We start from the raw sequence: 22,544 nt of genomic DNA on the forward strand, positions 1-22,544 counted from the left end.
CTCACTCCTACAGGGGAACGCATTCCAAATGTAGGAGTGAGCCTGCTCGCGATAGCGATATCCGACTCACCTCAAACCCAAGCCACCGCCAACAACCCCGCCCCCAAGACCGCACACAACGGCGAATACACCCAGGTGTCCAGTCGCGCAAACCGCGAATCCTTCACGTCCTTGAAGAATCCGACCAGATTCGAATCACCAATCGCCCGGGCAAACATCAACAGCGCGATCGCGCTGATCACCCATTGCAGCGCTTTGTGTGTCACCGCCGGCACTCCCCAGCCAACCCGCATACACACCAACGCAGCAATCACCAGCAACGCCGCCGCCACGATCAACGTGAGCCAGCCTGACGGCTTGAACGCCGGCCGCACCGTTGCGACAAATCCGCGCACCGGCACCTGCGGCACCACCACCGCTGCCGCCCACTGCCCACCCAGCGCCCAATACACGTGCATCAAGGCGATCACCGCAAACGTTGTCACCAGCCATTGAGCCAATACAAAGGTCATGGTTGAAATCCTTGGAAAGGGATTTGAACAAATCAGCCTAGTCGCATTTTTTCCAAGTGCACGACCGATCAGCGGTACGGTAAAGTGCCGCCCCATGAAATTCTCCCGTTCCGATCGCTCACTACTGGCCTGGATGCTTTATTGCTGCGTCCTGTTCAACGTGTTCGCCTGCAGCATCGGTCACGGACAAATGGTCGGCATGCAGCTGAACGGTATCGGCGGCCAGTTCTGTACAGTCGACCCGGCCACTCAAGCGCCGCTCGCCAGCAACCCCACTGAAGAACAACTGCCGACCCTGTCCAAGGCATTTGGCTGCCCGCTGTGCTCGGTCGGCGGTGGCATGGGCCCGGCGTTCAACTCCAGCCTGACGCTGGCGATCCTGCCCGAACAACACAGCCCACCACTGGTGCCCATCGTCAGCGCCGACCTCCCTGCCCGCTTCACCTGGCCGTCGGCCAACCCTCGCGCCCCACCGCTCGCCTGAGTGTCTCTACCTTTTTGATTTGTCAGCCCACTGCGCCAACGCGCGGCGTTTGCCTGTGCGCTGACTCCTAGACAAGCATTCAGGATTCAATGATGAAACAACTCACTCTGCTGGCGAGCCTGTGCGGCTGCCTGTCCGTTAACGTCTGGGCGCAATCCACCGTGGATCTGGCGCCGATCACCATCGATGGCGAGTCCGGCGCAGAACCGGGTCTGAGCCTCGACCAATCCAGCGGCATGGCCTCGCGACTGGGTTTGAGCGTGCGCGACACGCCGGCCTCGGTGGCCATCGCCAATCGCAACGACATCGAACGCCATGGCGCGCAGAACTTCCAGGACGCCGCCAACACCTTGCCCGGGGTCAACGCCAGCGCACCGCCGGGGTTCGGCGGCTTCGTCTCCTATCGTGGCTTCACCAGCAGCCAGATCACCCAGATGTTCAACGGCATCAACGTCTCCGGCGGACTCGCGCGACCCGTCGATTCATGGATCTATGATCGGGTGGAACTGGTCGGCGGCCCGTCGTCGCTGATCAACGGCGCAGGCTCGGTGGGGGGATCACTGAACTACGTGAGCAAACTCGCCACCCGTGATGAACAAGCGGTTGAAGGCCGGGTCAGCTACGGCACCTACGACACCAGCGAAACCGCTTTCGGCCTCAACCACGCCCTCACCGACCCGAGCGCCGACGTGCAGCACTACGCGCGCCTCGACGTCAGTCACAACACCAGCAACGGCTACATCGACCGCCAGGAGCGCGATGCCTGGAGCGTGGCGTTCTCGCTACTCAGTGACCTCACCCCCGACCTGTCGCACACGTTGGCCCTGGAATATCAGGATGAACACGAAGACAGTCCGTACTGGGGCACGCCCGTGCTCAATCCCAAGGCCGGCGAGTTGAAGATCGATAAACATAACCGCTTCAACAACTACAACGTCGAGGACGGTCGTTACGAGCAGCGAACGCTCTGGATTCGCTCGATCGTCGACTACCGGATCAACGACAGCACCACTCTTCGCAACACGCTGTACCACCTCGACAGCCAACGCGATTACCGCAACCTCGAGACTTACCAGTACACCGCCGACAACACCGCGGTGAACCGCTCGACCGCCTATCAGGTGCGCCATCAGGGTGAGCAGAACGGCAACCAGTTCGAGTTGCGCCATGACAACACGCTGTTCGGTTTCGACACGACGTGGTCGGGGGGCTTCGAATACAAGGTCAACCAGACCACCAATTCGCCACTGAACGTCAAAGGTGCGAGCACGGTGGATCCGGACAACTACCGTCCGGGGCACTTCTACGACATTCCCGGCACCAACCCAAAACTGATCAGCGACAAAACCAACGAGGTCACCACCAAAGCATTGTTCGTGGAAAACCGTTTGGCGCTGACCGACAAACTGTCGCTGCTCACCGGTCTGCGCTATGACGACATTGACCTCGACGTGACCAACCATCGCACGGTAACCGCCACCAACCCGAAACACCTCAAGCGCAGTTGGGAACCAGTCACCGGCCGCGCCGGCCTGACGTACCAATTCATTCCGTCGGCCAACGTCTACGTGCAATACAGCACCGCCGCCGAGCAACCGAACGGCACGCAGGACTTCGACGTTTCCACCGGCAAGCAATGGGAGATTGGCAGCAAATTTGATTATCTGAACGGGCGCGGCTCGGCGACGATTGCGGCCTACACCATTGAGCGAAAGGACTTCGCCGTGACCGATCCACTGGACCCGACCAGCAGTATTCCGGTCGGTCAGCAGACGTCGAAAGGGTTAGAAATCGCCAGCTCGTTGCGGATCACCGACAAGCTGCTGGCTGAAGGCAACTTCGCTTGGGTCGATGCGCAATACGATGATTTCACCGAAAAGAATGCCGCCGGCGTGGTGGTATCACGCGAGGGCAACACGCCGACCAACGTGCCGGATCGGGTTGGCAATCTGTGGCTGACTTATGATTTTTCGCCGCAATGGCAAGGTGGGGTGGATGCACGATATGTGGCGTCGGTGTATGCCGATACTGCGAATACCATGACCGTGCCGTCGTACACATTGTTCGGCAGCTTTCTCAGCTACAAGGTTGATTCGCATACCACCGTCACCGGGCGCGTGCGTAACCTGACCAATGAGGTGTATGCCGAGTTTGCGCATGTTTCGCCGGCGTATTACCTCGGAACACCGCGTACCTTCGAATTGGCGGTGATGACGAAATTTTAAGAGCTTCGCGAGCAAGCTCGCTCCCACAGTGTTGTGAACGACACATATCCATTGTGGGAGCGAGCTTGCTCGCGAAGAGGCCGGCCGCTACAGCCTCTATTTAAGATCAGCCGAAACCTTCTCCGCCACATCCTTCGGCAACCACGCCTGCCACACATCCGGGTGGGCCTTCATGAACGCCACCGCCGCATCACGCGGCGCCGTGTGCTTCTCGCTCATCTCGGCCAACGCCTTGTTCAACGGCTCGATCGGAAAGTCCACTTTGCTGAAGAATTCGGCAATTTGCGGATATTGCTTCTGAAACGGCGTAGACACACCAATCGACAGCTTCGAAGCCAGCGACCGGGTCGGTTTCGGATTGGGATTATCCGCATCGGTTAGCGTCTTCCAGGCTTCGGCATCAAATGGCGGCTCTTGCAGTTGCACCAGTTTGAACTTGCCCAGTAGCGGTGTTGGCGACCAGTAGTAAAACAGCACCGGCTTACCGCGACGAATCGAAGAACTGATCTCAGCGTCCAGTGCCGCACCGGAGCCACTGCGGAAATTGGTGTAATCGTCCTGCAGACCATAAGCCGTCAGCTTCTGCTTGTTGACTACTTCCGACGTCCAGCCGATCGGGCTATTGAGGAACCGCCCCTTGCTCGGGGTTTCCGGGTCCTTGAACACGTCCTTGTACTTTTTCAGATCACTGACGCTGCGCAGATCCGGCGCCAGCGGCTTGATGCCTTTGGCCGGGTCGCCCTTGATCACGTACTCCGGCACCCACCAGCCCTCGGTAGCGCCTTTGACGGTATCGCCCAGGCTGACAACTTTGCCTTCGGCCTCAGCCTTGACCCACACCGGACTGCGCCCGGCCCACTCCTCGCCAATGACCTGAATGTCATTGTTGGCCAGTGCGGTTTCCAGCGTGATGGTGGTGCCGGGCAACGTGTCGGTCGGCAAGCCGTAGCCCTTCTCGACGATGACCCGCAGAACATCGGTAATCAGGCTGCCGCTTTCCCAGTTCAGGTCGGCAAAATGGATCGGCGCCTGCGCGGCCAGCACCGATGGCGCTGATGCCAGCAAACCAAACGTGGCCACGCTGGCAGCCAATAACCGTCGAAATCCGTTCATGCATTGCACCTCGTGCTGTTCACAGCAATGGCAGGATGGCCTGACAGAAGACCGCAAGCCTCTGAATACTCAGTCAACTGACTGTAGCCGAGGTTCCTGCTTTTTCCGGGCCATGCTGCGGACGAGGTTATGAATCAGACTTTTCCTGCAGGCTTTGCAGCTCGCGTCTGACCATGCTGGCGTATTCCGCGGGGCGCAACTGATAGATCTGCGCAGCCACCCAATTCAGCCAGGCACCTTGCAGTTCCGCCTTGGCGGCGAACAATCGCTGGGCTTCCTCGCGTGCAGTGTCGAGGTTCTGCGCATGGAAATCCGCGCGGCTCACTCGCTGGCCTTGAACGTCACCAGTTCGCCCTTGCGCCACTTGGCGGCTTTGGCCGTAACGGCTTTCAGGGTCTTGGTCAGGCCTTCCTGCAATTGCTCATGGGCGGCGAACACGGTCACCACGCTATGGCCTTCCTTGAACAGGATGGCGTGCCCGTCAACGGTATCGACGAAAGCGTAATCGCCCAGTCCATAGACCGTGAGTTTGATTTCGCGAAAACGCAGATCCATCTTGCCGCCTTCGCGGCTGGGCAAGACCGATGCACTGAAATGATCGCCGACCTTGAGCTTGAGCCCCGGTTTGTCATCGACCACCAAGGCACTTTCGGTGTCGATCTCGGCCACGTAAATGCCTTCGGCGTTCTGCTCGGTGATGTAAACAAAACGCGACTGGAACAGCTTGACCAGCTTTGCACGCAAATCACCCAACACGAACAAAGCATGCATATCGAGATTACTGACTGCCAAAGAAACATCCCCACATCTGAAAAAACCGCACACGGAAAACGCGCACGGCAAAAAAACGGCCAGGCCGATGTCACTGCAAACAAATCAATAAAGCCCGAATCGAGCAGAGTGCTCATTCAACGCGAGGTTGGTAAGACTACTGGATTGTCACTCGGGAAACTCATCCCGATGTCGCCAAAACCTGAAGGAAAAATCCTCAGCGTCGGCAAGAGCAGTCTGACTACGAACTTTAGGGAAAATTCTCACGAAAAAAAGCACTTCTCCGACATATCGCTGGCGAAAAATTGCTTTAGATAAGCCCTGTCGTCAACAGGTACTGGCGATTCTAGAGCAGCGATGCTCATTCCGACTACCCGAAACGGCCGGTAAATACCGGCCAACTGATGAAAAGGACTTCATATGTGCACTCGGACTCACTTTGCCATGACCGTTGACGCCCGGATCGAATCGTCGCTGATACTCAGTGCCACCACGATCAACGACGATTACCCGCGTTTCCAAGTGGTACCCGCCGGCAACGCTTTCTTCCATATAAAGGAAACATCGACCGGGCGCGTAAGAGGTTTCCGTGAAGATCACAACGAAGCCTGCGCCCTCGCCCGCTCACTTGAGTCGAAGATCGAACTCCTGGCGAATGGCTGCCTCAGATAAAGAGAGCGACCGATTGTGCCATCCCGGCGCAAATCAAAAAGGAGAACACGATGGATCTGGAAGGTTATAACTTGAAAACTCTGTTCGATCAGTTAGGTCTTCCTTCAGAAGGACCGGAGATCGACGATTTCATCGACGCGCATCCTCTCGACGCTGACACCAAACTAGTCGATGCCCCTTTCTGGTCGGACTCTCAAAGGCAAACGCTGCAAGAGTGGATCGGCAAAGACGATGACAGGGCAATCGTCTTCGACGAGCTGAACGTACGCCTTCACGACGGCAAGTAACCGAACTCAGTGCAGGCTGTCACCACACTCGGCTTGCAATTGCGCGAGCCATGCAGCCCTGCACTCCTCGGCCTCGTTACGACTGGCAAACGCGGTGCCGCGACGCTCGCCATTGAGCAAAACCACCCAGCACACGCTCTGCCCCATTGCGCGCAAACCGGCCGGCACGCCACTGCCGATCATCACGGCAACATCAACTCTGCACTGCATGCAGCCCCCGAAATCATTAGCAACCTAACTAAGCGGGCAGATTAATGGTTTCTTTCGAGCGGAAACAGCAAGCTCCGTGCACAGATTCATTGCACCGCAAGTAACAATCCCTCAGCGCGGTTTCTCCGGCTTATAGCCCAAGCGCAATCCACCCCAGTGCCGCCCCTTGATCATGATCGGCACCGACAGGTCATGCATCAGTTCACCGGTGTCGCGGGTGTAAGTCTGCAACAGCACCGGTTGCTGATGGCTGCCGCAGCGAATACCGGTGCGATCCGCGAACTTGCGTTTGGTGCGATTGTTCACCGCATCGACCTGCGCATCGCCAGTTAACGGCTGACTGAACTGCTGATTGTGCGTCGGCACATAACCTTGCTGCGTGCAGGCAATGGCGAACACCAACCCCTCGTGACGCGGCAACAATGGCTCCTGAATCGCCGGCAGCACCTGATCGGTATAACGGTCGAAACGGGTCTGAAACTTCGCCGGTTGTGTATTCGGGATCGGCTGATACTGGCGGTCGAACAGGTCTTCAAGGCTGACCCGGCCCTGCTCGACATCCGCCTCGAAGCGCGCGGCAATCTGGCTCGCCCCTTCGCGAGCCAGATCGTAGATGCGCTGGTGATAGTCATCCAGACCGACTGCGGCCAGCCGCTCGCTGATGGTTTCCGCCTGCCCTTCCATTTGCACCGCCGCTTCAGCGAGGCGGCGAGTCTGTTGATCGCTGATCGCCAGATCGCTGCGCATCTGCTCAATGGCCTTGAACAGGCTGTCGAGTTGCTCGCGATTGGTTTCCGCGCCCTGGGCGATTTCACCGACCTGAGTTTCCACTCCGGCGGCCAGTCGCGCGATGTTCTGCAGATGCTGGCCGGTGTGTTCGACCTGCTCGACACCGATCTGCAGATCACTCGACAACTCGCGAATCTGCTCCACCACCTGCGCCGTGCGTTGCTGAATGTCGGCGACCATCTCACCCACTTCACCGGTGGCCGACGCCGTGCGCGCCGCCAATCCACGCACTTCATCCGCGACCACGGCAAAACCGCGCCCATGCTCACCGGCTCGCGCTGCCTCGATCGCCGCGTTCAATGCGAGCAGGTTGGTTTGACTGGCAATCGACTGAATCACCAGGGTCACGCGCTGAATATCGTCACTGCGCAGGCTCAAGGCTTCGATCAATTCACGACTGGCATTGGCGCGCTGACTGAGTTGATGCATGCGCGCGATCGAATCCACCAGTTCCGTGCGCCCCGCCGCGCTACTGTGATGCGCCTGACTGGCCGCCTCAAGCGCGGCACGGCTGAGTTGTGAAGTGGCGTGTTCAGTTGCGATCATCACCTCGGCGTTGCTGACGATCTGCGCCGCCGCATCGAGTTGCGATGCGAGTTTGCTCGCCAGTTCCTTGACCGAAAACGCCACGCCGGCCGCCGACAAGGCGTTATGGCTGGTGGTGTAGGAAAGGTCGCGGGTCAGTTCGGACATGGCGCTGCCCGTGTCGGTAGGCTGGGCATCGGGGATGGCGCGGGAACGCAAGCGCGGTAGCCAGACAATCAGCACCGCTAGCGGCATGCCAATGTACAGCGACCATCCACCCAGCGTCATGCCGGCCAGCAACAGCATCAGGGCGATGCTTTGCAGGGTCGGCGCGATCCAGCGGTTTTTCGGCAAAAGCACTGGTGCAGGCAAAGCCCCAACCAGAGATCCGTCTCTCGTCATATCAACACCCCACGCTTGTTTTCGTTATTGTGACTGCATTAAACGCCACTACAACGCCATTATCCATGGTCCGTTAGTCGTGGGGTCTGTGGCAGGTCAATGGAACGGCGCGGGCTTATTGCAGACGAGCAAAAACAAAGATCGCAGCCTTCAGCAACGCCCATGTAGGAGCTGCCGAAGGCTGCGATCTTTTCAAGGTGCCCTGTTGAAAGGGTCACCCCACAGAATCAGGCCTGACGCTGGTGCTTGTCGATCTGCTCGTGACGCTCTTGAGCTTCGATGCAGTACTTGGTGGTCGGGCTGATCAGCAGGCGCTTCAGGCCAATGGCCTCGCCGCTGTCGTCGCACCAGCCAAAGCTGTCTTCCTTGATGCGCTCAAGGGCTTGTTCCAGTTGCGGCAGCATGCGCTGGTCGCGATCGATCGCGTTCACCAGCCAAGTGCGCTCTTCTTCAACCGAAGCCGCGTCTGCCGGGTCAGCCGGGGTGTCCAGGCTTTCGATGGCGATACGGTTTTGCTCAATGCGCTCGTGGGTTTCGACTTTCATGTTCTGCAGCAGCTCAGTGAAGAAAGCGTGCTGCTCTGCATTCATGTAGTCATCTGCCGGCATGGCCAGCAACTTGTCCTTTGTCATTGATATCTCTATAAAAAAACGTGCATTAAGGCGAATTAGGGAGCGTTTCGGCGAACCGCGTGCGGTCGGCGAAAAGGCATCGTTTATTGCAAATGCCACCCGGCACTCAATTTACGAGGGGCGGCAGTCTAAGGCCCGATCGAGGCCTCAGCAACTGTAAATACAGGGAATTTGTCCGACAACGCCCGGAAACTGCTCTGACACAGGGTTCACACGGCCATCGGAGTGCGTTTATAGCAAGAAATTCAGTCGAGCGGCTGTATATAGAAGACAAACGGCTAACCACACAGCGCTCAGACGCAATTTTTTACCACGCACTGCATCGTTTCAGCAAAGCAGAACTGCAAAAGCCCCCCTAATATCAGGCGCACCGTGTGATCAATCAGCCTGAAGGATGACCTATGCCCCGCCCCGATCTGCCGGCCATCGACGAGGTTTCACTCGCCAGCCCCCCGATCAATGCCGAGCGCCTGCTGCAACTGATCACCGACGAATACGACGCCCTGCCGCGCCAGCTCAAACGCATCGCCAGCTACATCAGCCAACAGAGCGACCGGATCATGGTCGACCGCATCAGCGACATCGCCCGCGAGTGCGAAGTCCACCCGTCCGCCATCGTGCGCTTCTCGCAACGCTTCGGTTTCAGCGGCTTCAGCGAAATGCAGGCGCTGTTCCGCAGCGCCTACACGCACAAAGCCTCGCCGGTGCAAAACTACCAGCAACGCATCCGCAGCATGATCGCCAACCAGTCGCAGCCAGCCAGCGCCGGCGACCTCGCCCGCGAATGCATCGACGCCACGCGCTCCGGCATCGAACGCCTGGGCCGCGAACTCGACGACGCCGCGTTCGAAAAAGCCGTCGACCTGATCGTCAACGCCGACAACATTTATGTCGTCGGCGTGCGCCGCTCCTTCGCCGTCGCCGACTACCTCGTTTACAACTTGCAACACACTCAGAAAAAAATTCATCTGGTGTCCGGGCTAGGCGGCAGCTATCGCGAGCAAATGCGCAGCGTGCGCGCCAACGATCTGGTCATCGCCATCAGCTTCGTGCCCTACGCCAAAGAAACCCAACACTGCCTGCGCTTCGCCCGCCAGCAACAGGCCAACACCCTGATCCTCACCGACAGCCACCTCTCGCCGCTCGCGAAACTCGCCAACAGTGTGTTGCTGGTCAACGAAGGCAGCGCCCTCGCCTTTCGTTCGCTGAGTGCGACGCTGTGTTTGTGTCAGGCGTTGTTTGTGGCGGTGGCGTATCGGCTGGAACTGAATGTTGATGAGATTCACGAACAACCCGGCTTTGACGACTGACAATTGCCTCAACGTCGGCTAGGTTATGCCTTCCCACCGGTTTGACTTGAAGGAACGCGTCATGAAACTGATCGGCATGCTGGACTCCCCTTACGTACGCCGTGTGGCGATCTCCGCCAAACGCTTGGGGATCGACCTCGAACACGAGTCGGTCTCGGTGTTCCGCCACTTCGAGCAATTCCAGCAGATCAACCCGGTGGTCAAAGCCCCCACGCTGATCCTCGACGACGGCGTCGTCCTGATGGACTCGACCCTCATCCTCGACTACCTCGAAGCCAGCTCCGGCAAAAGCCTGCTGCCGACCGACCTGAAACAACGCGCCCAAGCCCTGCGCCTGATCGGCCTCAGCCTCGCCGCCTGCGAAAAAGCCGTGCAGCTCTATTACGAACGCAACCTGCGCCCGGCCGACATTCAATACCAGCCGTGGGTCGAACGCGTCGAAGGCCAACTCGCCGCCGCCTTCACCGCCCTCGAGCAAGAACTGGAAAAAACCGGCCTGCCCACCGACGGCACCCTCACCCAGGCCGGCATCAGCCTCGCCGTCGCCTGGAGCTTCACCGACCTCGTCGTCCCCGACCAGATCGACACCCGCCGCTACCCCCACATCGCCCAATACACCGCCTACGCTGAAACCCTCGAAGCGTTCGTCAGCACCCCGATGACCTGACCATGAGCACCACCGACACCGCCGCCCCGGCGTTAAAGGAAATCTTCAACGCCGAACGCCTGCAGCACATCGCCAGCGAAATGAGCGCCGTGTACCCGGCGTTCAAGGCCAAGGCGTTTCTCAAACACGCCCAGGACGGACTCGCTGATTTATCAGTGATGCAACGCATGGCGCGTGTCAGCGAAAGCCTGCACGCCGTGTTGCCGCTGGATTACCAAGATTCCCTCGATGTATTGCGTGAACTCGCGCCTAGGTTGAACAGCGGATTCGTCAGCATGTGTTTGCCGCACTACGTCGCGAGCTACGGCGGGCATGCGTTCGACACCTCCATGGACGCCCTGAAGTACTTCACCACCTTCGGCTCCTCCGAATTCGCCATCCGCCATTTTCTGCGCAGCGACCTCGAGCGCTCACTGGAATTGATGCACGACTGGACCCGAGACGAAAACCACCACGTTCGACGGTTAGCCAGTGAAGGTAGCCGCCCTCGCCTGCCTTGGTCGTTTCGGCTGGACGCGGTGCAGGCGGATCCGCGGTTAGCCGCCGGAATACTGGATCGGTTGAAGGCGGATGAGAGTTTGTACGTGCGCAAGTCCGTGGCGAATCATTTGAATGATGTGACGAAGGTGCATCCGGAGTGGGTGTTGGACACCATTGAGGGTTGGTCGTTGGAGAACAAGCATACGAGCTGGATTGCGAAGCATGCGTTGCGGAGTTTGATTAAGCAGGGTGAATTGCGGGCGCTGACGGTGATTGGTGCAGGGGCGAAGGCTGAGGTTGAGTTGTTGGATGTGCGGGTTGAGCCGGCGGTGGTTAGGTTGGGGGAAGCGATTACTTTGTCGTTTGTGGTGAAGTCGACGGTGGTGCATGAACAGCGGTTGGTGATTGATTATGCGATTGACTATGTGAAGGCGAATGGTGGGGTTTCGGGGAAGGTTTTTAAGTTGAAGACGGTGGGGTTGGCGGGGTTTGGGAGTGTGGTTGTGGGGAGGCGGCAGGTGATTAAGGATTTTACGACTCGGAAGCATTTTATAGGGCGGCATGGGGTGCGGGTGATGGTTAATGGAGAGGTTTTGGGGAGTGCCGCATTCAACATCGTCGCTGATTGATACCGCTAATGGATAACGCTGATCTGGCAGTACTCGGACTGATAGGGAATTACGGATGGGGCAGCTTTCGGCCAATAGCGGTCAGTCGCTGGTGTCAACGTTAGGCCGAAAAAAACAGACATCACTTTTTCTCCGACTATGATCACTTAAAGCTGAAAGACTCAGCAAACGTCGCACGTGCACTTAAGCGATATAGCAATTTGTTATAGTGTCACTTTCGTGGCATCGTGACACTGCTTACGATTAAACGTCTCCCAACGCTAGACTTTTTGAGTGGCTTTCCCTAGTGATAAAAGGATTAAGTTGATCTCATATGCCCTGCATACTCGATATGGATATCTGCAACATCACCAAGCCATTTCCCTTCTATGCTGAGGGTAAATCGATTTGGCTGCATCCTAATACCTTCACCACTGTTGTTGAGGTGGTCGGAGAAGTAATCGAGTGTGAGTTCTTCCCAGACGATGAAGCTGATTTTTTCAACATCGAGGTCAGGCCTAATCGGGAGTTGAGCTAGTCATGGCGGCCACCTATCCAACCAAGGTACTTTTGGCCTTTCGAAGTGGCGGCATCTGCGCCTATCCAAAATGCGGAAAAAACCTCTCTTATCAGGCGAAACTCGGTGACGACACTTATGTCGCCGAGGCGGCACACATCCGCGGGGAAAAACCGAACGCTGCTCGCTATGACGCCTCAATGACCGACGAGGAGCGAGACAGCGTTCATAATCTGATTTTCTTGTGCACCGATCACCACACCATCATCGACAAAGTTGAGGCAGACTGGTCTACAGCTACACTTCAGACTCTTAAGACATCCCATGAAGTGCAAGTTCGTGAAGCTATGGAAAAGGCATTTGTGGACGTTGAATTTCCTGAGCTCGAGCGGGCAATTTCTTGGGTGACATTGCAGGTGCCCGCAGCAAACGGTTCGTTTGATCTTATTCCGCCAGACGAAAAGATCAAAAAGAATGACCTGTCTAATGGTTCTCGGCACATCATTGCTGCCGGACTGATGTCACGTGCCACAGTCGCGGCCTATGTCGAGACTGAGACGCAGCTAGACTCCGACTTTCCTGAGCGGCTCAAGGCTGGTTTTTTAGCCGAATATTACGCGCTCCGAGCCAAGGGGCATAAGGGAGATGAACTGTTCGAGCTGATGTGTTCGTTTGCGCAGCGAGGGCTTCGAAAAACCGCTGATCGAACGGCTGGAGTGGCGGTCCTGATTTATCTTTTTGAGATTTGCGACGTGTTTGAAAAATGATCCTGCCCACTAAACATATTGCTCAAAATGAGGCACTAATCGGCGTGGGAGCGACGCTTCTAACCCAGCTCGTGGCGCCAATGACAGTGTCTGGGCTATGGGCCCGTCTTAAGCATAAGCCCAATGTGGGGACGTTTGAGCGGTTTGTCTTGGCAGCAAACCTCTTATACATGATCGGTGCCATCGATCTGAAGGATGGGATGATAGTGAAGGTCAATACATGATCAAAGGTGTACGCGCTAACCACCGGAGCTTCAGAAGCGTCAGTTTTACTCCGGGAGTCAATCTCGTGCTCGCCGATCGATCGAAGGGCTCGGGCGATAAGGACACGACAAACGCACTCGGAAAATCTGCGCTGATTGCCATCATCGATTTCTGCCTAGCAAGCAACACCAAGCCAAATCATGGACTTCGCATAGAAGCACTAAAGGGTTGGGCATTCAGTCTCGACCTATGTATCAGTGGACACGAGGTGTCAGTCACCCGCGCAACGGACACTCCCTCTTTCTTCTCGATTGAAGGTCCAACAGAACGTTGGCCAGTCCAGCCAACAGAAAATAAGGAAGGCGTAACCGGCTTTGATGCAAAGTCGTGGAAGACCGTACTCGCATGGGCGATGTTCGGAGGTGCCGAAGGTTTGGCAGAGCGCGGCTATAGGCCATCGGCCAGGTCACTTCTATCCTACTTCTGCCGCAATCAACCCGCGGCTTACAACAACCCCTTTAAGTATTTCGATAATCAAAAAGTCTGGGACATCCAACTCCATAACGCTTTCCTCCTCGGTTTGGACTGGGAGAAGGCGGCGCTTTGGCAACAGCTAAAAGATCAAAAGAACGCGCTGGACGCACTAAAGCAAGCAATCAAGACCGGCGCTGTCGATGGCGAATTAGCGTCTCTCGGCGAGCTTGAAGCAGAACGACTTCAGCTTTTGGCACAGCTTGATCGTGAGCAGTCGGCTCTTAACACTTTCGAAGTCCTCCCGCAATATCGGGAGATTGAAACTCAGGCCAACGCACTAACCGCTGAGATCCACTCGCGAGTGAATGCCAACATCACCGACAAGCGCAGATTAGAGCGATACAGAAAAACCCTGTTGGCCGAGGAGACACCCTCGGATAACCGCCTAGAAGCTTTATATAGTGAAGCGAAGGTGGTACTGCCGGGTGTGGTCCTCAAGACATTGGCAGATGCTCGGGCTTTCAACGAACAGATCGTTGTGAATCGGCGCGAATTCATAGCAAATGAGATCGTCGTACTTGAGGCTGCTTTGGAGAAAAGAAGCGACGAGATTGCCGTCCTCACAGAACGGCGCGCAGCCTATCTGAACGCACTTGCGGGTCATGGGGCGCTAGAGGAACTTACACATCTCCAAGAGCTGCGCGCAGCTACAAAGTTGAAAGTTGATGGTCTTACGAACCGCATCACACAGCTACGGCAAATGACGACCAAGGCTGACACGATAAAGGTTGAAACGGTTGAGCTAAAGAGAGCAGCGACCCTCGACTATGATGAGCGCCGCCCATTGTGGTCCCAGGCGCTGAGTTTGTTTTCAGACTTCTCTGAGCACCTTTACAAAAGCCCGGGACGACTGGTCATTGACATCGACGACACTGGCTACAAATTTGACGTGGAGATCGCTGGCAGCCCGAGTGAGGGCATAAGCAAGATGAAGATCTTCTGTTATGACCTCATGCTCATTTGCTTCGCACGTCATCGGGGCCTCGGTATCGATTTCCTCATCCACGACAGCACGATCTTTGATGGCGTCGATCCCCGACAAAGAGCACATGCGTTGGAACTAGCGGCCGAGATGTCGAAGAAGTATGGATTTCAATATATCTGCACACTCAATACCGACATGCTGCCTGTAAGCGATTTTTCCGCGGAGTTTGACTATGCAGCGGTAGTGAGACTGCGTTTAACCGATACCGATCCGAGTGGCAGCCTGCTTGGGTTTCGGTACTGATTACCATCTGCGCTGTTCTGGTACGATACTGGAACTGTAACGTCAGCTTGTGGCCGGAAACGTCGTTTGTTAGCGACTGCTTTCGGCCAAAAGCTGCCTCTCAGCCCCCTGGAAAATCAGGAATGATCCACCCCATGCAACGACGCCATAGCAGGCTAAAGTTTCAGCGACAAGTGCCGACCTAGTAGAAATGTCTTAATAAAATAGGATTGATGCTGTAATCAGGCCTTAACCGTAGATAACCTAGGAAGAAAAATGAACATGACAGGAGTCGTCAAAAACCCATTGTCGGTAATCGCAATATTTGCAGGTATTGCTGAGATAAGTGGGACTGGAATTTTGCCATTCATAACTCCAGAAAATCAAAGTCAATATATTTGGTTTTTGATGTCATTCCCATTCGCCTTGGTTATATTGTTTTTCGCAACCTTAAACTGGAACCACAAAGCTCTTTATGCTCCTTCAGACTACAACAGCGATGCTTCTTTCCTAGAGGGGATAAGAAGTTCAAAATCCCCACGCCCTGAAGTATCGCACTTAGAAGAGACTATCGATCACGATATTGAATCAGCCTTAGGCTCGGCACTTAAAGAAAATGAAAAAGACCCAGGGGAGAGAGCAAGAATTGCTGATGCAATTAAGAGCTCAATAAAGAAAAGCTCGTTTATCACAATAGATGCCCGCCCACTGACAGGAAATGATAGCTGCATTTATGAGCTGCCATTCGTTGCATTTCCATCTCTCAACAATCTAACGGATGAAATATATTTTCTAATTAATGATCATGTAAAACCCTTTGAATATGGTCACTCTTGGGTTTTAAAATTCGGCACAAATCATGAGACAATCAAAAACTCAAGAATGATTACAGGAACTGAAAAAGGAACTCCTTGCCCCGATATGAGAAGTTTGAAAGAGGTAGGCATTGAGCCTGGAATGACGCTACTGGTGACTCGCCCATAGCGTCCTGAGCGTGTAATTATTTTATTGAAAAGCATGTCGACTGACCAGACTTCGACGTCACTGAGCAGTAGTGCACATGGCCAAGCCAGCCGCTCCATTCGTTTTAGCGCCATCTGACCAGGCCACAGTACAACGCTGGTCACGGATGGGCTCGTTCGGGCAGCGGGCCAAAATGCTGCTCTTATTGGCTTATGGACTAACCCCATACAGTCAGAGAGTTTATTTGCAATACGATATCAGATTTTTATCTCTTAATAAGAACGGCGACTTTCTGTATTGCACGCAGAGTCAATACGTTTCATTGCTTTGTAAATAGCCCATCTTTGACCTAGGTCTTCCGACTTGGATTTAGGAAGAAAGGGTACCGGAGGGGGAGAGTTTTCGATAATGGCGTTGTAGTCAGAAACAAGAAGTGAGACATCTTCATCTAGATACCCCCTCAAGGAGGCGATCTCTACCCGGTGAAAAATCTCATCGAAAGAAGCGGCTGATCTTTTGTAAGAAAAATACAACCCAAGCATATCTGACGACATGAAGAATACAAGCACTGCTATGAGCGCCCTATTAAATGATATCAAGTCATCTTGCGGAGCAAGAATTATTGCAGCAATACTCCCAATAAAACAAAGTAGCACACAGCAAGAAAGAAATTTCCCCATCCATGCGGCGCTCGCATGGTGAAAGCCGCCAGTCCAAAATGCCGACTCTTCAATAAGCTCAGCTAAACGAGGGTAGCCAGGAAACTTTCGACTGGCAAAGCGATTTTCCTCTAGACTCAAAACAGAATCAGGAAGGGGGAGGATAAATTTTTTTAGAATTCTCTGCTGCTCTTCTATAGAGGGATATTTGTTGAGGCCACTCATAAACAATAAAGCTCGCCGCGCTTGATCCCCTGCTGCTCGATGCGTTTGTTGAGATTGATTTAATGACAACCATTTAGTTAGTAGCACCAAGCCTAATAGAGCTATAAATAAGAGCCCCCAGCCTAATGTTACATATACCGATAAGGCCGCGATTATCGCCACAATGAACTGTAGAAGCAGCATGTGCTTTCCACATTTGTCGGCTCTGTTTAGTTCTGCTTCTTGATGTGCGAGAAGCCGATTCACACTGAATCTAGGTGAGCGACTCTTTAGTGCCTGCTCTATAAATTCTTTTTTTCCTAACGCGTAAGCGTCCACATCGTTACGGTAAGTTCGTGCTAGGTCTGCCTTGAGATTTGCATAGTCCTTTGAGAGTTTTGCGTTCGAATATAATTCGTCCCTGAAATTTATCATATCTTGTGCCCACTCACTATGTGGCTTACAGATGTGCACATGATAACCTATGCTGTTGAGCGAGGAATATTTTACAAGGAAGTAACGTGGTACATCTGGAAGATTTTCCCGCGTATCATAGCCTAAGCTCTGCAGTGCCTCAACTATATAGCAAGCGGAACCCCATTCTTCAACAGATATCAAAATATCAACAATTGGTTTTGCAGATAGCCCTTGGATCGATGTTGACCCGACATGATCGATAAAAAAAGAGAGATCCTGTAGTCTGTTTCTTATTGACTGAGCCTCCAAGACAAACGCCTCCCCCCAATTAAACTGGTATTCGATAATTTCTACACGTTTCATTTTTCTGCTTAAATCTTTAAGAGGTAATATTTAAGATGTTGACTCGCAAAACCACTCAAGATTCCTGAGTGTTAGAGGTGGGCAGGTATCTGCCGCCTCTGATTGTATGCTGGCTACTGTGTCGTATGAGCGCGGCTATTTTATAGGAAAACTCATTCGAACACATGAGGCTGTGGCTATACCTTAATAAATTTTTGGTAAAACTCGTAAGGCGTAAGACCATTAAAGTCAAAGTTTCCAAAGTCGTTAAGTTTCTCTACTGAAGCGTGAGCGGCTAATGGAATATATTTAATTACGACGCCAGGCTCTGTATTAATTTTCCGAACTGGAAAATAATGCTCTATCATCTTCAATGACTTGCAGTATTGTTTTATTTGTTTTTCCTTGGGGATTCCGTAAGTACGAGAGATTTCGCGGGTAGCCTCGGGGCTGAAAATATCTTCAACCTCCGGATTTGCAGTTTCAGCATCCTCAACGAGGACAAAAGAGGGTATGAAGCGTTTTTTTGAGTCGCCATATTGCTGTTCTTTTATAGTAATATCAATAATATTAAATGGCGGGGCATACACCCAGTAATGGCCTGTAGTGCAGTTTTGGTCTTTCGTAATAGAGTAGAAGTGAACGTCGCCTTCGCCGCTATGCGTCGGAAAATTTAGCGTTACGCTTCCCTTCAAGCATACACACCAAATACCTTCCAGTTCCATGCATCGCATAAGAATTGAAGAGATGTCGATACAGGCACCTTGTCTCCCGTTGTTGACTAGGTGAGTATGTAGCGTTTCAATGATTTTTACTATTTTCAATTTTGCTTCATGCAAATATTCTTCAGTATATGGTTTTGCTGCGACAAACAAGGCGTAGTTGTTGAGATAGTTGCTATCCGCCCTTTCCGCAGCCAAAAAATTCTCATGGTCGTAGAATGATGGTGTATCGATAGGGATGTTCTTGCTCTCGAACTCTAACTTTAAGTCCGTATAGTTCATTTTGCCTCCTTGCTGAAGCCGTCATGGGGTCGCTGAGTGCGCACCCGCGCATGGTTTTCTGGTTTATCTGAGATAACAAGCGCAGCCTATCTCATAGAATTTAAACGGACTAGGAAATATTTAAACCTCACTGAACCTTGTACTCAAACAAGGGCATGATCAAATTACTCTTGCGCTGATAAGCCTCGTCAACATGCAGAACCTCACCCAACAATAAACGCCAGTGAAAATTTTTCACCCCGAGAAATACCATATTGCCACTACTGTGTCGACCGTTGCGTTTGACCGGAAGCTTCTTGTGGTGAACGGCAGCTTCTGGCCGAAAGCGGACCTTCGTTGAGCTCAGCATTGACGCGGTGGCGGTCAAAGGTGATTCACTCCAGACAACACCACTGAAAGCAGGCAAGAGAATTGACTCCTACCTCTTTCCTACCAACTTCCATACGGAATGCCGTACTTTTCGACGTATCGTTTAGCCTTCTCACTTACCGGATAGGCATAACGACCACCGTGCTTCCCTTGTTCCGGCCCCAGAGGCTCTATCTCTCCTTGACCGCGAGAAATCTCAACCGGATTTCGACATGAATCTCTGACCCATGCTTGGAGTACGCCGCCCGGAGCGAGCCCTACGTAGACTGACGCCATAAACCGCGCGGTTTTCTCCGGCGTTTCCGGGCAACGCTGGTGTGTTGACCTCACCATCAGTTGCCTGCCCTCTTCCGGAATCTCGATGAAACCTTTGTAAGTTTTTTGCTCTGTTATGGATTGCCAGCGGACAAAGATCTGTTTTGGAAGATCAGCGCCCGTCACAGGTCTCCCGGTACCCGATACTTTCCCCCAACCACGAGCAGACTCTGTGCGGATATCGGGCTCACCGCTAGCAGCAGTGCTCTTGCCAGCGCGAAAGAAAATTCTGTTATTGATGTCTTGAACGGAGCTGTCTTCTACCCAGACCTTCATGTAATTCGGCTCAACGAACACTAACTCCCACCATGGATATTTAGGGTCATTTTCGCCGGTTTCGGGGCCTCCGATTTGGCAGCCAGATATCAATAAAGCGCCCAGCAGCGCAATCCTTGCGTTCATTACAAAAGATCCATTCAGTTAAGTGTCACGACTACCAACTTCCGTATGGAATGCCATATTTATCGATATACCGCTTTGCCTTTTCACTCACCGGATAAGCGTAACGCCCTTCGTTCTTACCTTGGCTCGGCCCTAGCGGCTCAATTTCTGCCTGCGCTCGAGCGACTTTGACCGGGTGGTGGCAAGAGTCTCTTACCCAAACCTGCACAACACCACCGGGGGCCAACCCTAGATAAACCGACGCCATAAATCTCGCTTCCTGATCAGGGGTCTGCGGGCAACGTTGATTGACGGACGCCACCATCAACTGCCTGGCTTCCTCTGGGATTTCTACCCATGCCTGCCACGTTTTCTGTTCGACAATCGATTGCCAACGGACCCAGATGCGAACAGGTAAATCTGCTCCCACCACTCTCCTTCCGCTGCCGCCTACCCCACCTGTCCAACCTCGGGCGGACTCCGTGCCATCTTCAGGTTCTCCCCCCGCAGCAGTGCCGCCGCCGGTTTTGTAGAAAATCCTGCCGTTGATGTCTTGAACAGAACTGTTCTCTACCCAGACCTTCATGTAGTCCGGCTCGGTAAACGCCAACTCCCACCACTCGGATTTCGGGTCATTTTTTGCTGAAAGTGGATCCGCAGACTGGCACCCAGTAATGAACAGCGCGCATAGAAGGGTAAAAAGTACTTTCATCACCAAAGTTTCCAGTCAGCTACATGGGGGTGTTGTACACGTATCGAGTCCGGCGTCGGGGCATTGATGTAAACGGCGCGGACGCCAGTGCCATCTCTGCGCCCGAGAGGATGGTTCCAATTTGCAGACATGTGAATGTACTTCAGCTTCAGCAGTTGGTCTTCTTGCATTGAGGTGTCGTAACTACCCGCCAGAAATCGATCACACAGCGATTGAAGCTCTGCGGGCACTGCCAACTCAGGCGTATCGGGAATGTCTTGAAACCGAACGCCCTTCTCTTTTGCCAATCGGTGCATCACTCGTAGATATACCCTGGAGAGCAAGCCACTCACAGGACGCTTGAGTTGCACTGCGGCATACACGCGCTTCATACGTGGGCTGAGCCGATCCTGCCGATCAATTGGCAGAGGAAGGGCGTCAGGCGTGACGATCTCCAACATCTCTTCTGGCCATCCTTTGGCAAGCCACTGCGCCTTCACCGTCACGGCATCACGGTAGATCGACGTAGTGGAGACATCGGTAAATTGCGACACTTCAAGCGTTTGCATCGGACTGACGAGCACGCACTCTTCGACCTCATCGCGGTAGCCACCGCCGATGTCGGAATGAACCCCGGGCAGAGTTATTTCCAAGTGATCCGCTTTAACGCGGCTCAGAGCGAAGTTGGCCCGATATTCGTCACGTGCGGATAGCTGCACGACATCTGTGAAGAAGCGACGGTCGAGGTAAAGTTTGATTCCTGTTGCGATGGGACTTTTGATATCCCCCAGATTCGACCAGCCAGCAATGGATGGCACCGTATCAAAAAGGCCAATAAAACCCATGTTGATGCTGCTTTTGTACTCTTCGATGAAGGTCCGGCTGAGGGCGTAGGCGTTGCTGCGCAACACTTCCCCGAGTGGCCCCTGCTTTCCACGTACGACCTCGTTGGCAAAGTGTCTTGCTGCAGCAGCACCGCGGCTGAAGCCGAATGCATCAAAGGTCAGGGACGTAATTTCACTATTGGGATTGTTGTCCAACACGTCCTTGATACGCGTTTTGATCTCTGCAAACGACAACTGAACACGGCCCGCCACGCCTGTTTCGCCTCGGCCAGTACCACCACCTAACGTACTGTCCTTTTTGCCTGACTCAGTTCCTATTCCCTCGATGTAAATCATCCGGAACGCTTGCTTCTGCGAACTATCCCCTTCGGCCCTTTGAGGTGCGAAGTACAGTTCGCTCAGTTTCTGAACATTGGTGGTGCTATTGGCGTAGCTGCTGTCCGGATCCTTCATATAGGGCTGACAACTAGCAGGAATATCTTCCGGCGCAATCGGATGCTGCGCCCCACACAGCAATCCCGCCGCCGTGTTATTCGCATTATTCCCAGTGCCATCAAAGAAAACCCCAATCCTCAACGCGATCCCGATTTTCTCAGGTTCGCGCGCAGGTTCTTTCCCATGTTTCTCATACTCCGCCCAACGCTGGGCGTGAATATCGACGGGTTTGGCTTCTTCGTAGCGGTATTTTTTCGGGGGGTTGGGTACGTAGCCACTCATCCGTGATTCCTGGTTCTGATCCTTGAGAACGGCCCGAAGGGTGACAGCCGCGACTTTGGGGCGCAAGCCGTGGCCGTGTGCCAGCCGGGTTGTGACAGCGGGGTTCGACGAGGGTTTCCCCTCGTCGGGGTGGGGGTTAGCTGGCTATTTCGACGTTATCCAGCGCTTGGTTGACGGCGATTTCGCCGAGCATCACAACCTGGGCGATGCCCAGTGCGGTTTTGCGGTGCGGGGTGTCGAGCATGGCGGCGAAGTTGAGGAGCATTTCGCTGGCGGAGCCGAGGGTTTCGCTGGCGTTGGCGAGCAGGGATTCGCTGTTGTACTTCGGGTTGGCGAGGTACATGCGTTCGGGCTGTTGGGTGCTGGCCATGATTTGGCTGGCGGGTTTGAGGTAGTGGTCGAGGGCGCGTTCGGCGGCTTCGTGGAATCGCTTGGAGTCGGGGGATTCGTAGGGGGATGTGGGGTCGGTTTCTGGTGGGTTGGGTGTTGGTTTGATCATTGATGAAGCTCCTACGTCAAAAAAAGGAGCCATCACTCTCGCTACCAAACGAGGGTGGCGGCCATGCGCAGGTTGGTAGACCGGGACGTAGAAAACCGGCGCGCCCGAAGACGCCCTGTGCATGACCACCATAAAGCCGTGTCGAACAGACACTGCGAATCATGATGCTTATGCAATCTACGAAAACTCAGGGCTACCAAACCCGATCACTGTTTTTCAGTG

The 22,544-nt window shown here is 54.1% G+C and carries 26 protein-coding genes; 12 read left to right on the forward strand and 14 right to left on the reverse strand.

Annotated elements, in window-relative coordinates; all coding sequences use genetic code 11:
- Positions 1 to 71 precede the first annotated feature (71 nt).
- Positions 72 to 512 (reverse strand): DUF3995 domain-containing protein, encoded by a 441-nt coding sequence (locus AC0ZWN_RS20185; protein WP_093437296.1) that lies wholly within the window; start codon positions 510 to 512, stop codon positions 72 to 74.
- A 94-nt stretch (positions 513 to 606) separates the two neighbouring features.
- On the opposite strand from AC0ZWN_RS20185, the gene AC0ZWN_RS20190 reads away from it, so the two are divergent.
- Positions 607 to 996: a DUF2946 domain-containing protein gene (locus AC0ZWN_RS20190; protein ID WP_127926812.1), complete on the forward strand. Its 390-nt coding sequence runs from the start codon at positions 607 to 609 to the stop codon at positions 994 to 996.
- 92 nt (positions 997 to 1,088) lie between these two features.
- A complete protein-coding gene (locus tag AC0ZWN_RS20195) occupies positions 1,089 to 3,221 on the forward strand; it encodes a TonB-dependent receptor (protein ID WP_476336257.1) in 2,133 nt (710 codons plus the stop codon).
- Between the two features lie 96 nt (positions 3,222 to 3,317).
- Here the strand turns inward: AC0ZWN_RS20195 and AC0ZWN_RS20200 are convergent, their stop codons facing one another.
- The 3 genes from AC0ZWN_RS20200 to AC0ZWN_RS20210 all read right to left on the reverse strand — a co-directional run bounded on the left by AC0ZWN_RS20200 (position 3,318) and on the right by AC0ZWN_RS20210 (position 5,105).
- Positions 3,318 to 4,334, reverse strand: a complete 1,017-nt coding sequence (locus AC0ZWN_RS20200; protein WP_476336258.1) for an ABC transporter substrate-binding protein — start codon at positions 4,332 to 4,334, stop codon at positions 3,318 to 3,320.
- 127 nt (positions 4,335 to 4,461) lie between these two features.
- Positions 4,462 to 4,659: a hypothetical protein gene (locus AC0ZWN_RS20205; protein ID WP_476336259.1), complete on the reverse strand. Its 198-nt coding sequence runs from the start codon at positions 4,657 to 4,659 to the stop codon at positions 4,462 to 4,464.
- A complete protein-coding gene (locus AC0ZWN_RS20210) occupies positions 4,656 to 5,105 on the reverse strand; it encodes a hypothetical protein (protein WP_186623547.1) in 450 nt (149 codons plus the stop codon). Before AC0ZWN_RS20210 ends, AC0ZWN_RS20205 begins: the two co-directional genes overlap by 4 nt.
- On the opposite strand from AC0ZWN_RS20210, the gene AC0ZWN_RS20215 reads away from it, so the two are divergent.
- The 3 genes from AC0ZWN_RS20215 to AC0ZWN_RS20225 all read left to right on the forward strand — a co-directional run bounded on the left by AC0ZWN_RS20215 (position 5,100) and on the right by AC0ZWN_RS20225 (position 6,064).
- Positions 5,100 to 5,423 (forward strand): hypothetical protein, encoded by a 324-nt coding sequence (locus AC0ZWN_RS20215; RefSeq protein WP_139213432.1) that lies wholly within the window; start codon positions 5,100 to 5,102, stop codon positions 5,421 to 5,423. The two genes, AC0ZWN_RS20210 and AC0ZWN_RS20215, sit on opposite strands and share 6 nt — an antisense overlap.
- Positions 5,424 to 5,525: 102 nt before the next feature.
- Entirely contained in the window at positions 5,526 to 5,777 is a 252-nt protein-coding gene (locus tag AC0ZWN_RS20220) for a hypothetical protein (RefSeq protein WP_095049997.1), read from the forward strand.
- Between the two features lie 50 nt (positions 5,778 to 5,827).
- Positions 5,828 to 6,064, forward strand: a complete 237-nt coding sequence (locus AC0ZWN_RS20225; RefSeq protein WP_116255425.1) for a DUF2789 family protein — start codon at positions 5,828 to 5,830, stop codon at positions 6,062 to 6,064.
- Positions 6,065 to 6,070: 6 nt separating this feature from the next.
- On the opposite strand, the gene AC0ZWN_RS20230 is transcribed toward AC0ZWN_RS20225, so the two are convergent.
- The 3 genes from AC0ZWN_RS20230 to AC0ZWN_RS20240 form a co-directional block, all read right to left on the reverse strand.
- Positions 6,071 to 6,274, reverse strand: a complete 204-nt coding sequence (locus AC0ZWN_RS20230; RefSeq protein ID WP_116255424.1) for a hypothetical protein — start codon at positions 6,272 to 6,274, stop codon at positions 6,071 to 6,073.
- Between the two features lie 111 nt (positions 6,275 to 6,385).
- Entirely contained in the window at positions 6,386 to 7,990 is a 1,605-nt protein-coding gene (locus AC0ZWN_RS20235; RefSeq protein ID WP_476336260.1) for a methyl-accepting chemotaxis protein, read from the reverse strand.
- A 227-nt stretch (positions 7,991 to 8,217) separates the two neighbouring features.
- Entirely contained in the window at positions 8,218 to 8,622 is a 405-nt protein-coding gene (locus tag AC0ZWN_RS20240) for a TraR/DksA family transcriptional regulator (protein WP_003225981.1), read from the reverse strand.
- 401 nt (positions 8,623 to 9,023) lie between these two features.
- Between AC0ZWN_RS20240 and AC0ZWN_RS20245 the strand changes: the two genes are divergently transcribed.
- The 7 genes from AC0ZWN_RS20245 to AC0ZWN_RS20275 all read left to right on the forward strand — a co-directional run bounded on the left by AC0ZWN_RS20245 (position 9,024) and on the right by AC0ZWN_RS20275 (position 15,900).
- A complete protein-coding gene (locus AC0ZWN_RS20245; protein ID WP_476336261.1) occupies positions 9,024 to 9,932 on the forward strand; it encodes a MurR/RpiR family transcriptional regulator in 909 nt (302 codons plus the stop codon).
- A gap of 61 nt (positions 9,933 to 9,993) precedes the next feature.
- The gene (locus AC0ZWN_RS20250) at positions 9,994 to 10,599 is read left to right on the forward strand and encodes a glutathione S-transferase (RefSeq protein WP_110720452.1); all 606 of its coding nucleotides are present in this window, start codon (positions 9,994 to 9,996) and stop codon (positions 10,597 to 10,599) included.
- A 2-nt stretch (positions 10,600 to 10,601) separates the two neighbouring features.
- Positions 10,602 to 11,708: a DNA alkylation repair protein gene (locus AC0ZWN_RS20255; RefSeq protein WP_476336262.1), complete on the forward strand. Its 1,107-nt coding sequence runs from the start codon at positions 10,602 to 10,604 to the stop codon at positions 11,706 to 11,708.
- A gap of 519 nt (positions 11,709 to 12,227) precedes the next feature.
- Positions 12,228 to 12,971 (forward strand): HNH endonuclease, encoded by a 744-nt coding sequence (locus AC0ZWN_RS20260; RefSeq protein WP_476336263.1) that lies wholly within the window; start codon positions 12,228 to 12,230, stop codon positions 12,969 to 12,971.
- A complete protein-coding gene (locus tag AC0ZWN_RS20265; RefSeq protein WP_476336264.1) occupies positions 12,968 to 13,195 on the forward strand; it encodes an ABC-three component system middle component 6 in 228 nt (75 codons plus the stop codon). The genes AC0ZWN_RS20260 and AC0ZWN_RS20265 overlap by 4 nt, the downstream gene beginning before the upstream one ends.
- Positions 13,192 to 14,937, forward strand: a complete 1,746-nt coding sequence (locus AC0ZWN_RS20270; RefSeq protein ID WP_476336265.1) for a DUF2326 domain-containing protein — start codon at positions 13,192 to 13,194, stop codon at positions 14,935 to 14,937. Before AC0ZWN_RS20265 ends, AC0ZWN_RS20270 begins: the two co-directional genes overlap by 4 nt.
- A gap of 255 nt (positions 14,938 to 15,192) precedes the next feature.
- Positions 15,193 to 15,900 carry a hypothetical protein gene (locus AC0ZWN_RS20275; protein WP_476336266.1) on the forward strand — a complete coding sequence of 236 codons (708 nt, stop codon included), beginning with the start codon at positions 15,193 to 15,195 and terminating at the stop codon, positions 15,898 to 15,900.
- Between the two features lie 251 nt (positions 15,901 to 16,151).
- Here AC0ZWN_RS20275 and AC0ZWN_RS20280 read toward each other — a convergent pair whose 3' ends face one another.
- The 7 genes from AC0ZWN_RS20280 to AC0ZWN_RS20310 form a co-directional block, all read right to left on the reverse strand.
- The gene (locus tag AC0ZWN_RS20280) at positions 16,152 to 17,522 is read right to left on the reverse strand and encodes a GrpB family protein (RefSeq protein WP_476336267.1); all 1,371 of its coding nucleotides are present in this window, start codon (positions 17,520 to 17,522) and stop codon (positions 16,152 to 16,154) included.
- 176 nt (positions 17,523 to 17,698) lie between these two features.
- Positions 17,699 to 18,505: a hypothetical protein gene (locus tag AC0ZWN_RS20285; protein ID WP_476336268.1), complete on the reverse strand. Its 807-nt coding sequence runs from the start codon at positions 18,503 to 18,505 to the stop codon at positions 17,699 to 17,701.
- 127 nt (positions 18,506 to 18,632) lie between these two features.
- A complete protein-coding gene (locus AC0ZWN_RS20290; protein ID WP_476336269.1) occupies positions 18,633 to 18,911 on the reverse strand; it encodes a hypothetical protein in 279 nt (92 codons plus the stop codon).
- A 23-nt stretch (positions 18,912 to 18,934) separates the two neighbouring features.
- Positions 18,935 to 19,591: a DUF2931 family protein gene (locus AC0ZWN_RS20295; protein ID WP_476336270.1), complete on the reverse strand. Its 657-nt coding sequence runs from the start codon at positions 19,589 to 19,591 to the stop codon at positions 18,935 to 18,937.
- A 31-nt stretch (positions 19,592 to 19,622) separates the two neighbouring features.
- The gene (locus tag AC0ZWN_RS20300) at positions 19,623 to 20,282 is read right to left on the reverse strand and encodes a DUF2931 family protein (protein WP_095111524.1); all 660 of its coding nucleotides are present in this window, start codon (positions 20,280 to 20,282) and stop codon (positions 19,623 to 19,625) included.
- The gene (locus AC0ZWN_RS20305) at positions 20,282 to 21,823 is read right to left on the reverse strand and encodes a DUF2235 domain-containing protein (protein WP_476336271.1); all 1,542 of its coding nucleotides are present in this window, start codon (positions 21,821 to 21,823) and stop codon (positions 20,282 to 20,284) included. Before AC0ZWN_RS20305 ends, AC0ZWN_RS20300 begins: the two co-directional genes overlap by 1 nt.
- 136 nt (positions 21,824 to 21,959) lie before the next feature.
- The gene (locus tag AC0ZWN_RS20310; protein ID WP_016982978.1) at positions 21,960 to 22,322 is read right to left on the reverse strand and encodes a DUF6124 family protein; all 363 of its coding nucleotides are present in this window, start codon (positions 22,320 to 22,322) and stop codon (positions 21,960 to 21,962) included.
- Positions 22,323 to 22,544 lie beyond the last annotated feature (222 nt).

Source organism: Pseudomonas sp. 3B-A001-10F (assembly GCF_056313565.1).

Bases quoted from the DNA above. Each gene is read 5' to 3' on its own strand.
- AC0ZWN_RS20190 (WP_127926812.1), top strand. From the start codon at position 607: ATGAAATTCTCCCGTTCCGATCGCTCACTACTGGCCTGGATGCTTTAT.
- AC0ZWN_RS20225 (WP_116255425.1), top strand. From the start codon at position 5,828: ATGGATCTGGAAGGTTATAACTTGAAAACTCTGTTCGATCAGTTAGGT.
- AC0ZWN_RS20240 (WP_003225981.1), bottom strand. From the start codon at position 8,622: ATGACAAAGGACAAGTTGCTGGCCATGCCGGCAGATGACTACATGAAT.
- AC0ZWN_RS20210 (WP_186623547.1), bottom strand. From the start codon at position 5,105: ATGCATGCTTTGTTCGTGTTGGGTGATTTGCGTGCAAAGCTGGTCAAG.
- AC0ZWN_RS20305 (WP_476336271.1), bottom strand. From the start codon at position 21,823: ATGAGTGGCTACGTACCCAACCCCCCGAAAAAATACCGCTACGAAGAA.
- AC0ZWN_RS20310 (WP_016982978.1), bottom strand. From the start codon at position 22,322: ATGATCAAACCAACACCCAACCCACCAGAAACCGACCCCACATCCCCC.
- AC0ZWN_RS20275 (WP_476336266.1), top strand. From the start codon at position 15,193: ATGAACATGACAGGAGTCGTCAAAAACCCATTGTCGGTAATCGCAATA.
- AC0ZWN_RS20270 (WP_476336265.1), top strand. From the start codon at position 13,192: ATGATCAAAGGTGTACGCGCTAACCACCGGAGCTTCAGAAGCGTCAGT.
- AC0ZWN_RS20250 (WP_110720452.1), top strand. From the start codon at position 9,994: ATGAAACTGATCGGCATGCTGGACTCCCCTTACGTACGCCGTGTGGCG.
- AC0ZWN_RS20255 (WP_476336262.1), top strand. From the start codon at position 10,602: ATGAGCACCACCGACACCGCCGCCCCGGCGTTAAAGGAAATCTTCAAC.
- AC0ZWN_RS20220 (WP_095049997.1), top strand. From the start codon at position 5,526: ATGTGCACTCGGACTCACTTTGCCATGACCGTTGACGCCCGGATCGAA.
- AC0ZWN_RS20260 (WP_476336263.1), top strand. From the start codon at position 12,228: ATGGCGGCCACCTATCCAACCAAGGTACTTTTGGCCTTTCGAAGTGGC.
- AC0ZWN_RS20285 (WP_476336268.1), bottom strand. From the start codon at position 18,505: ATGAACTATACGGACTTAAAGTTAGAGTTCGAGAGCAAGAACATCCCT.
- AC0ZWN_RS20295 (WP_476336270.1), bottom strand. From the start codon at position 19,591: ATGAACGCAAGGATTGCGCTGCTGGGCGCTTTATTGATATCTGGCTGC.
- AC0ZWN_RS20245 (WP_476336261.1), top strand. From the start codon at position 9,024: ATGCCCCGCCCCGATCTGCCGGCCATCGACGAGGTTTCACTCGCCAGC.
- AC0ZWN_RS20235 (WP_476336260.1), bottom strand. From the start codon at position 7,990: ATGACGAGAGACGGATCTCTGGTTGGGGCTTTGCCTGCACCAGTGCTT.
- AC0ZWN_RS20185 (WP_093437296.1), bottom strand. From the start codon at position 512: ATGACCTTTGTATTGGCTCAATGGCTGGTGACAACGTTTGCGGTGATC.
- AC0ZWN_RS20300 (WP_095111524.1), bottom strand. From the start codon at position 20,282: ATGAAAGTACTTTTTACCCTTCTATGCGCGCTGTTCATTACTGGGTGC.
- AC0ZWN_RS20200 (WP_476336258.1), bottom strand. From the start codon at position 4,334: ATGAACGGATTTCGACGGTTATTGGCTGCCAGCGTGGCCACGTTTGGT.
- AC0ZWN_RS20215 (WP_139213432.1), top strand. From the start codon at position 5,100: ATGCATATCGAGATTACTGACTGCCAAAGAAACATCCCCACATCTGAA.
- AC0ZWN_RS20195 (WP_476336257.1), top strand. From the start codon at position 1,089: ATGAAACAACTCACTCTGCTGGCGAGCCTGTGCGGCTGCCTGTCCGTT.
- AC0ZWN_RS20265 (WP_476336264.1), top strand. From the start codon at position 12,968: ATGATCCTGCCCACTAAACATATTGCTCAAAATGAGGCACTAATCGGC.
- AC0ZWN_RS20280 (WP_476336267.1), bottom strand. From the start codon at position 17,522: ATGAAACGTGTAGAAATTATCGAATACCAGTTTAATTGGGGGGAGGCG.
- AC0ZWN_RS20230 (WP_116255424.1), bottom strand. From the start codon at position 6,274: ATGCAGTGCAGAGTTGATGTTGCCGTGATGATCGGCAGTGGCGTGCCG.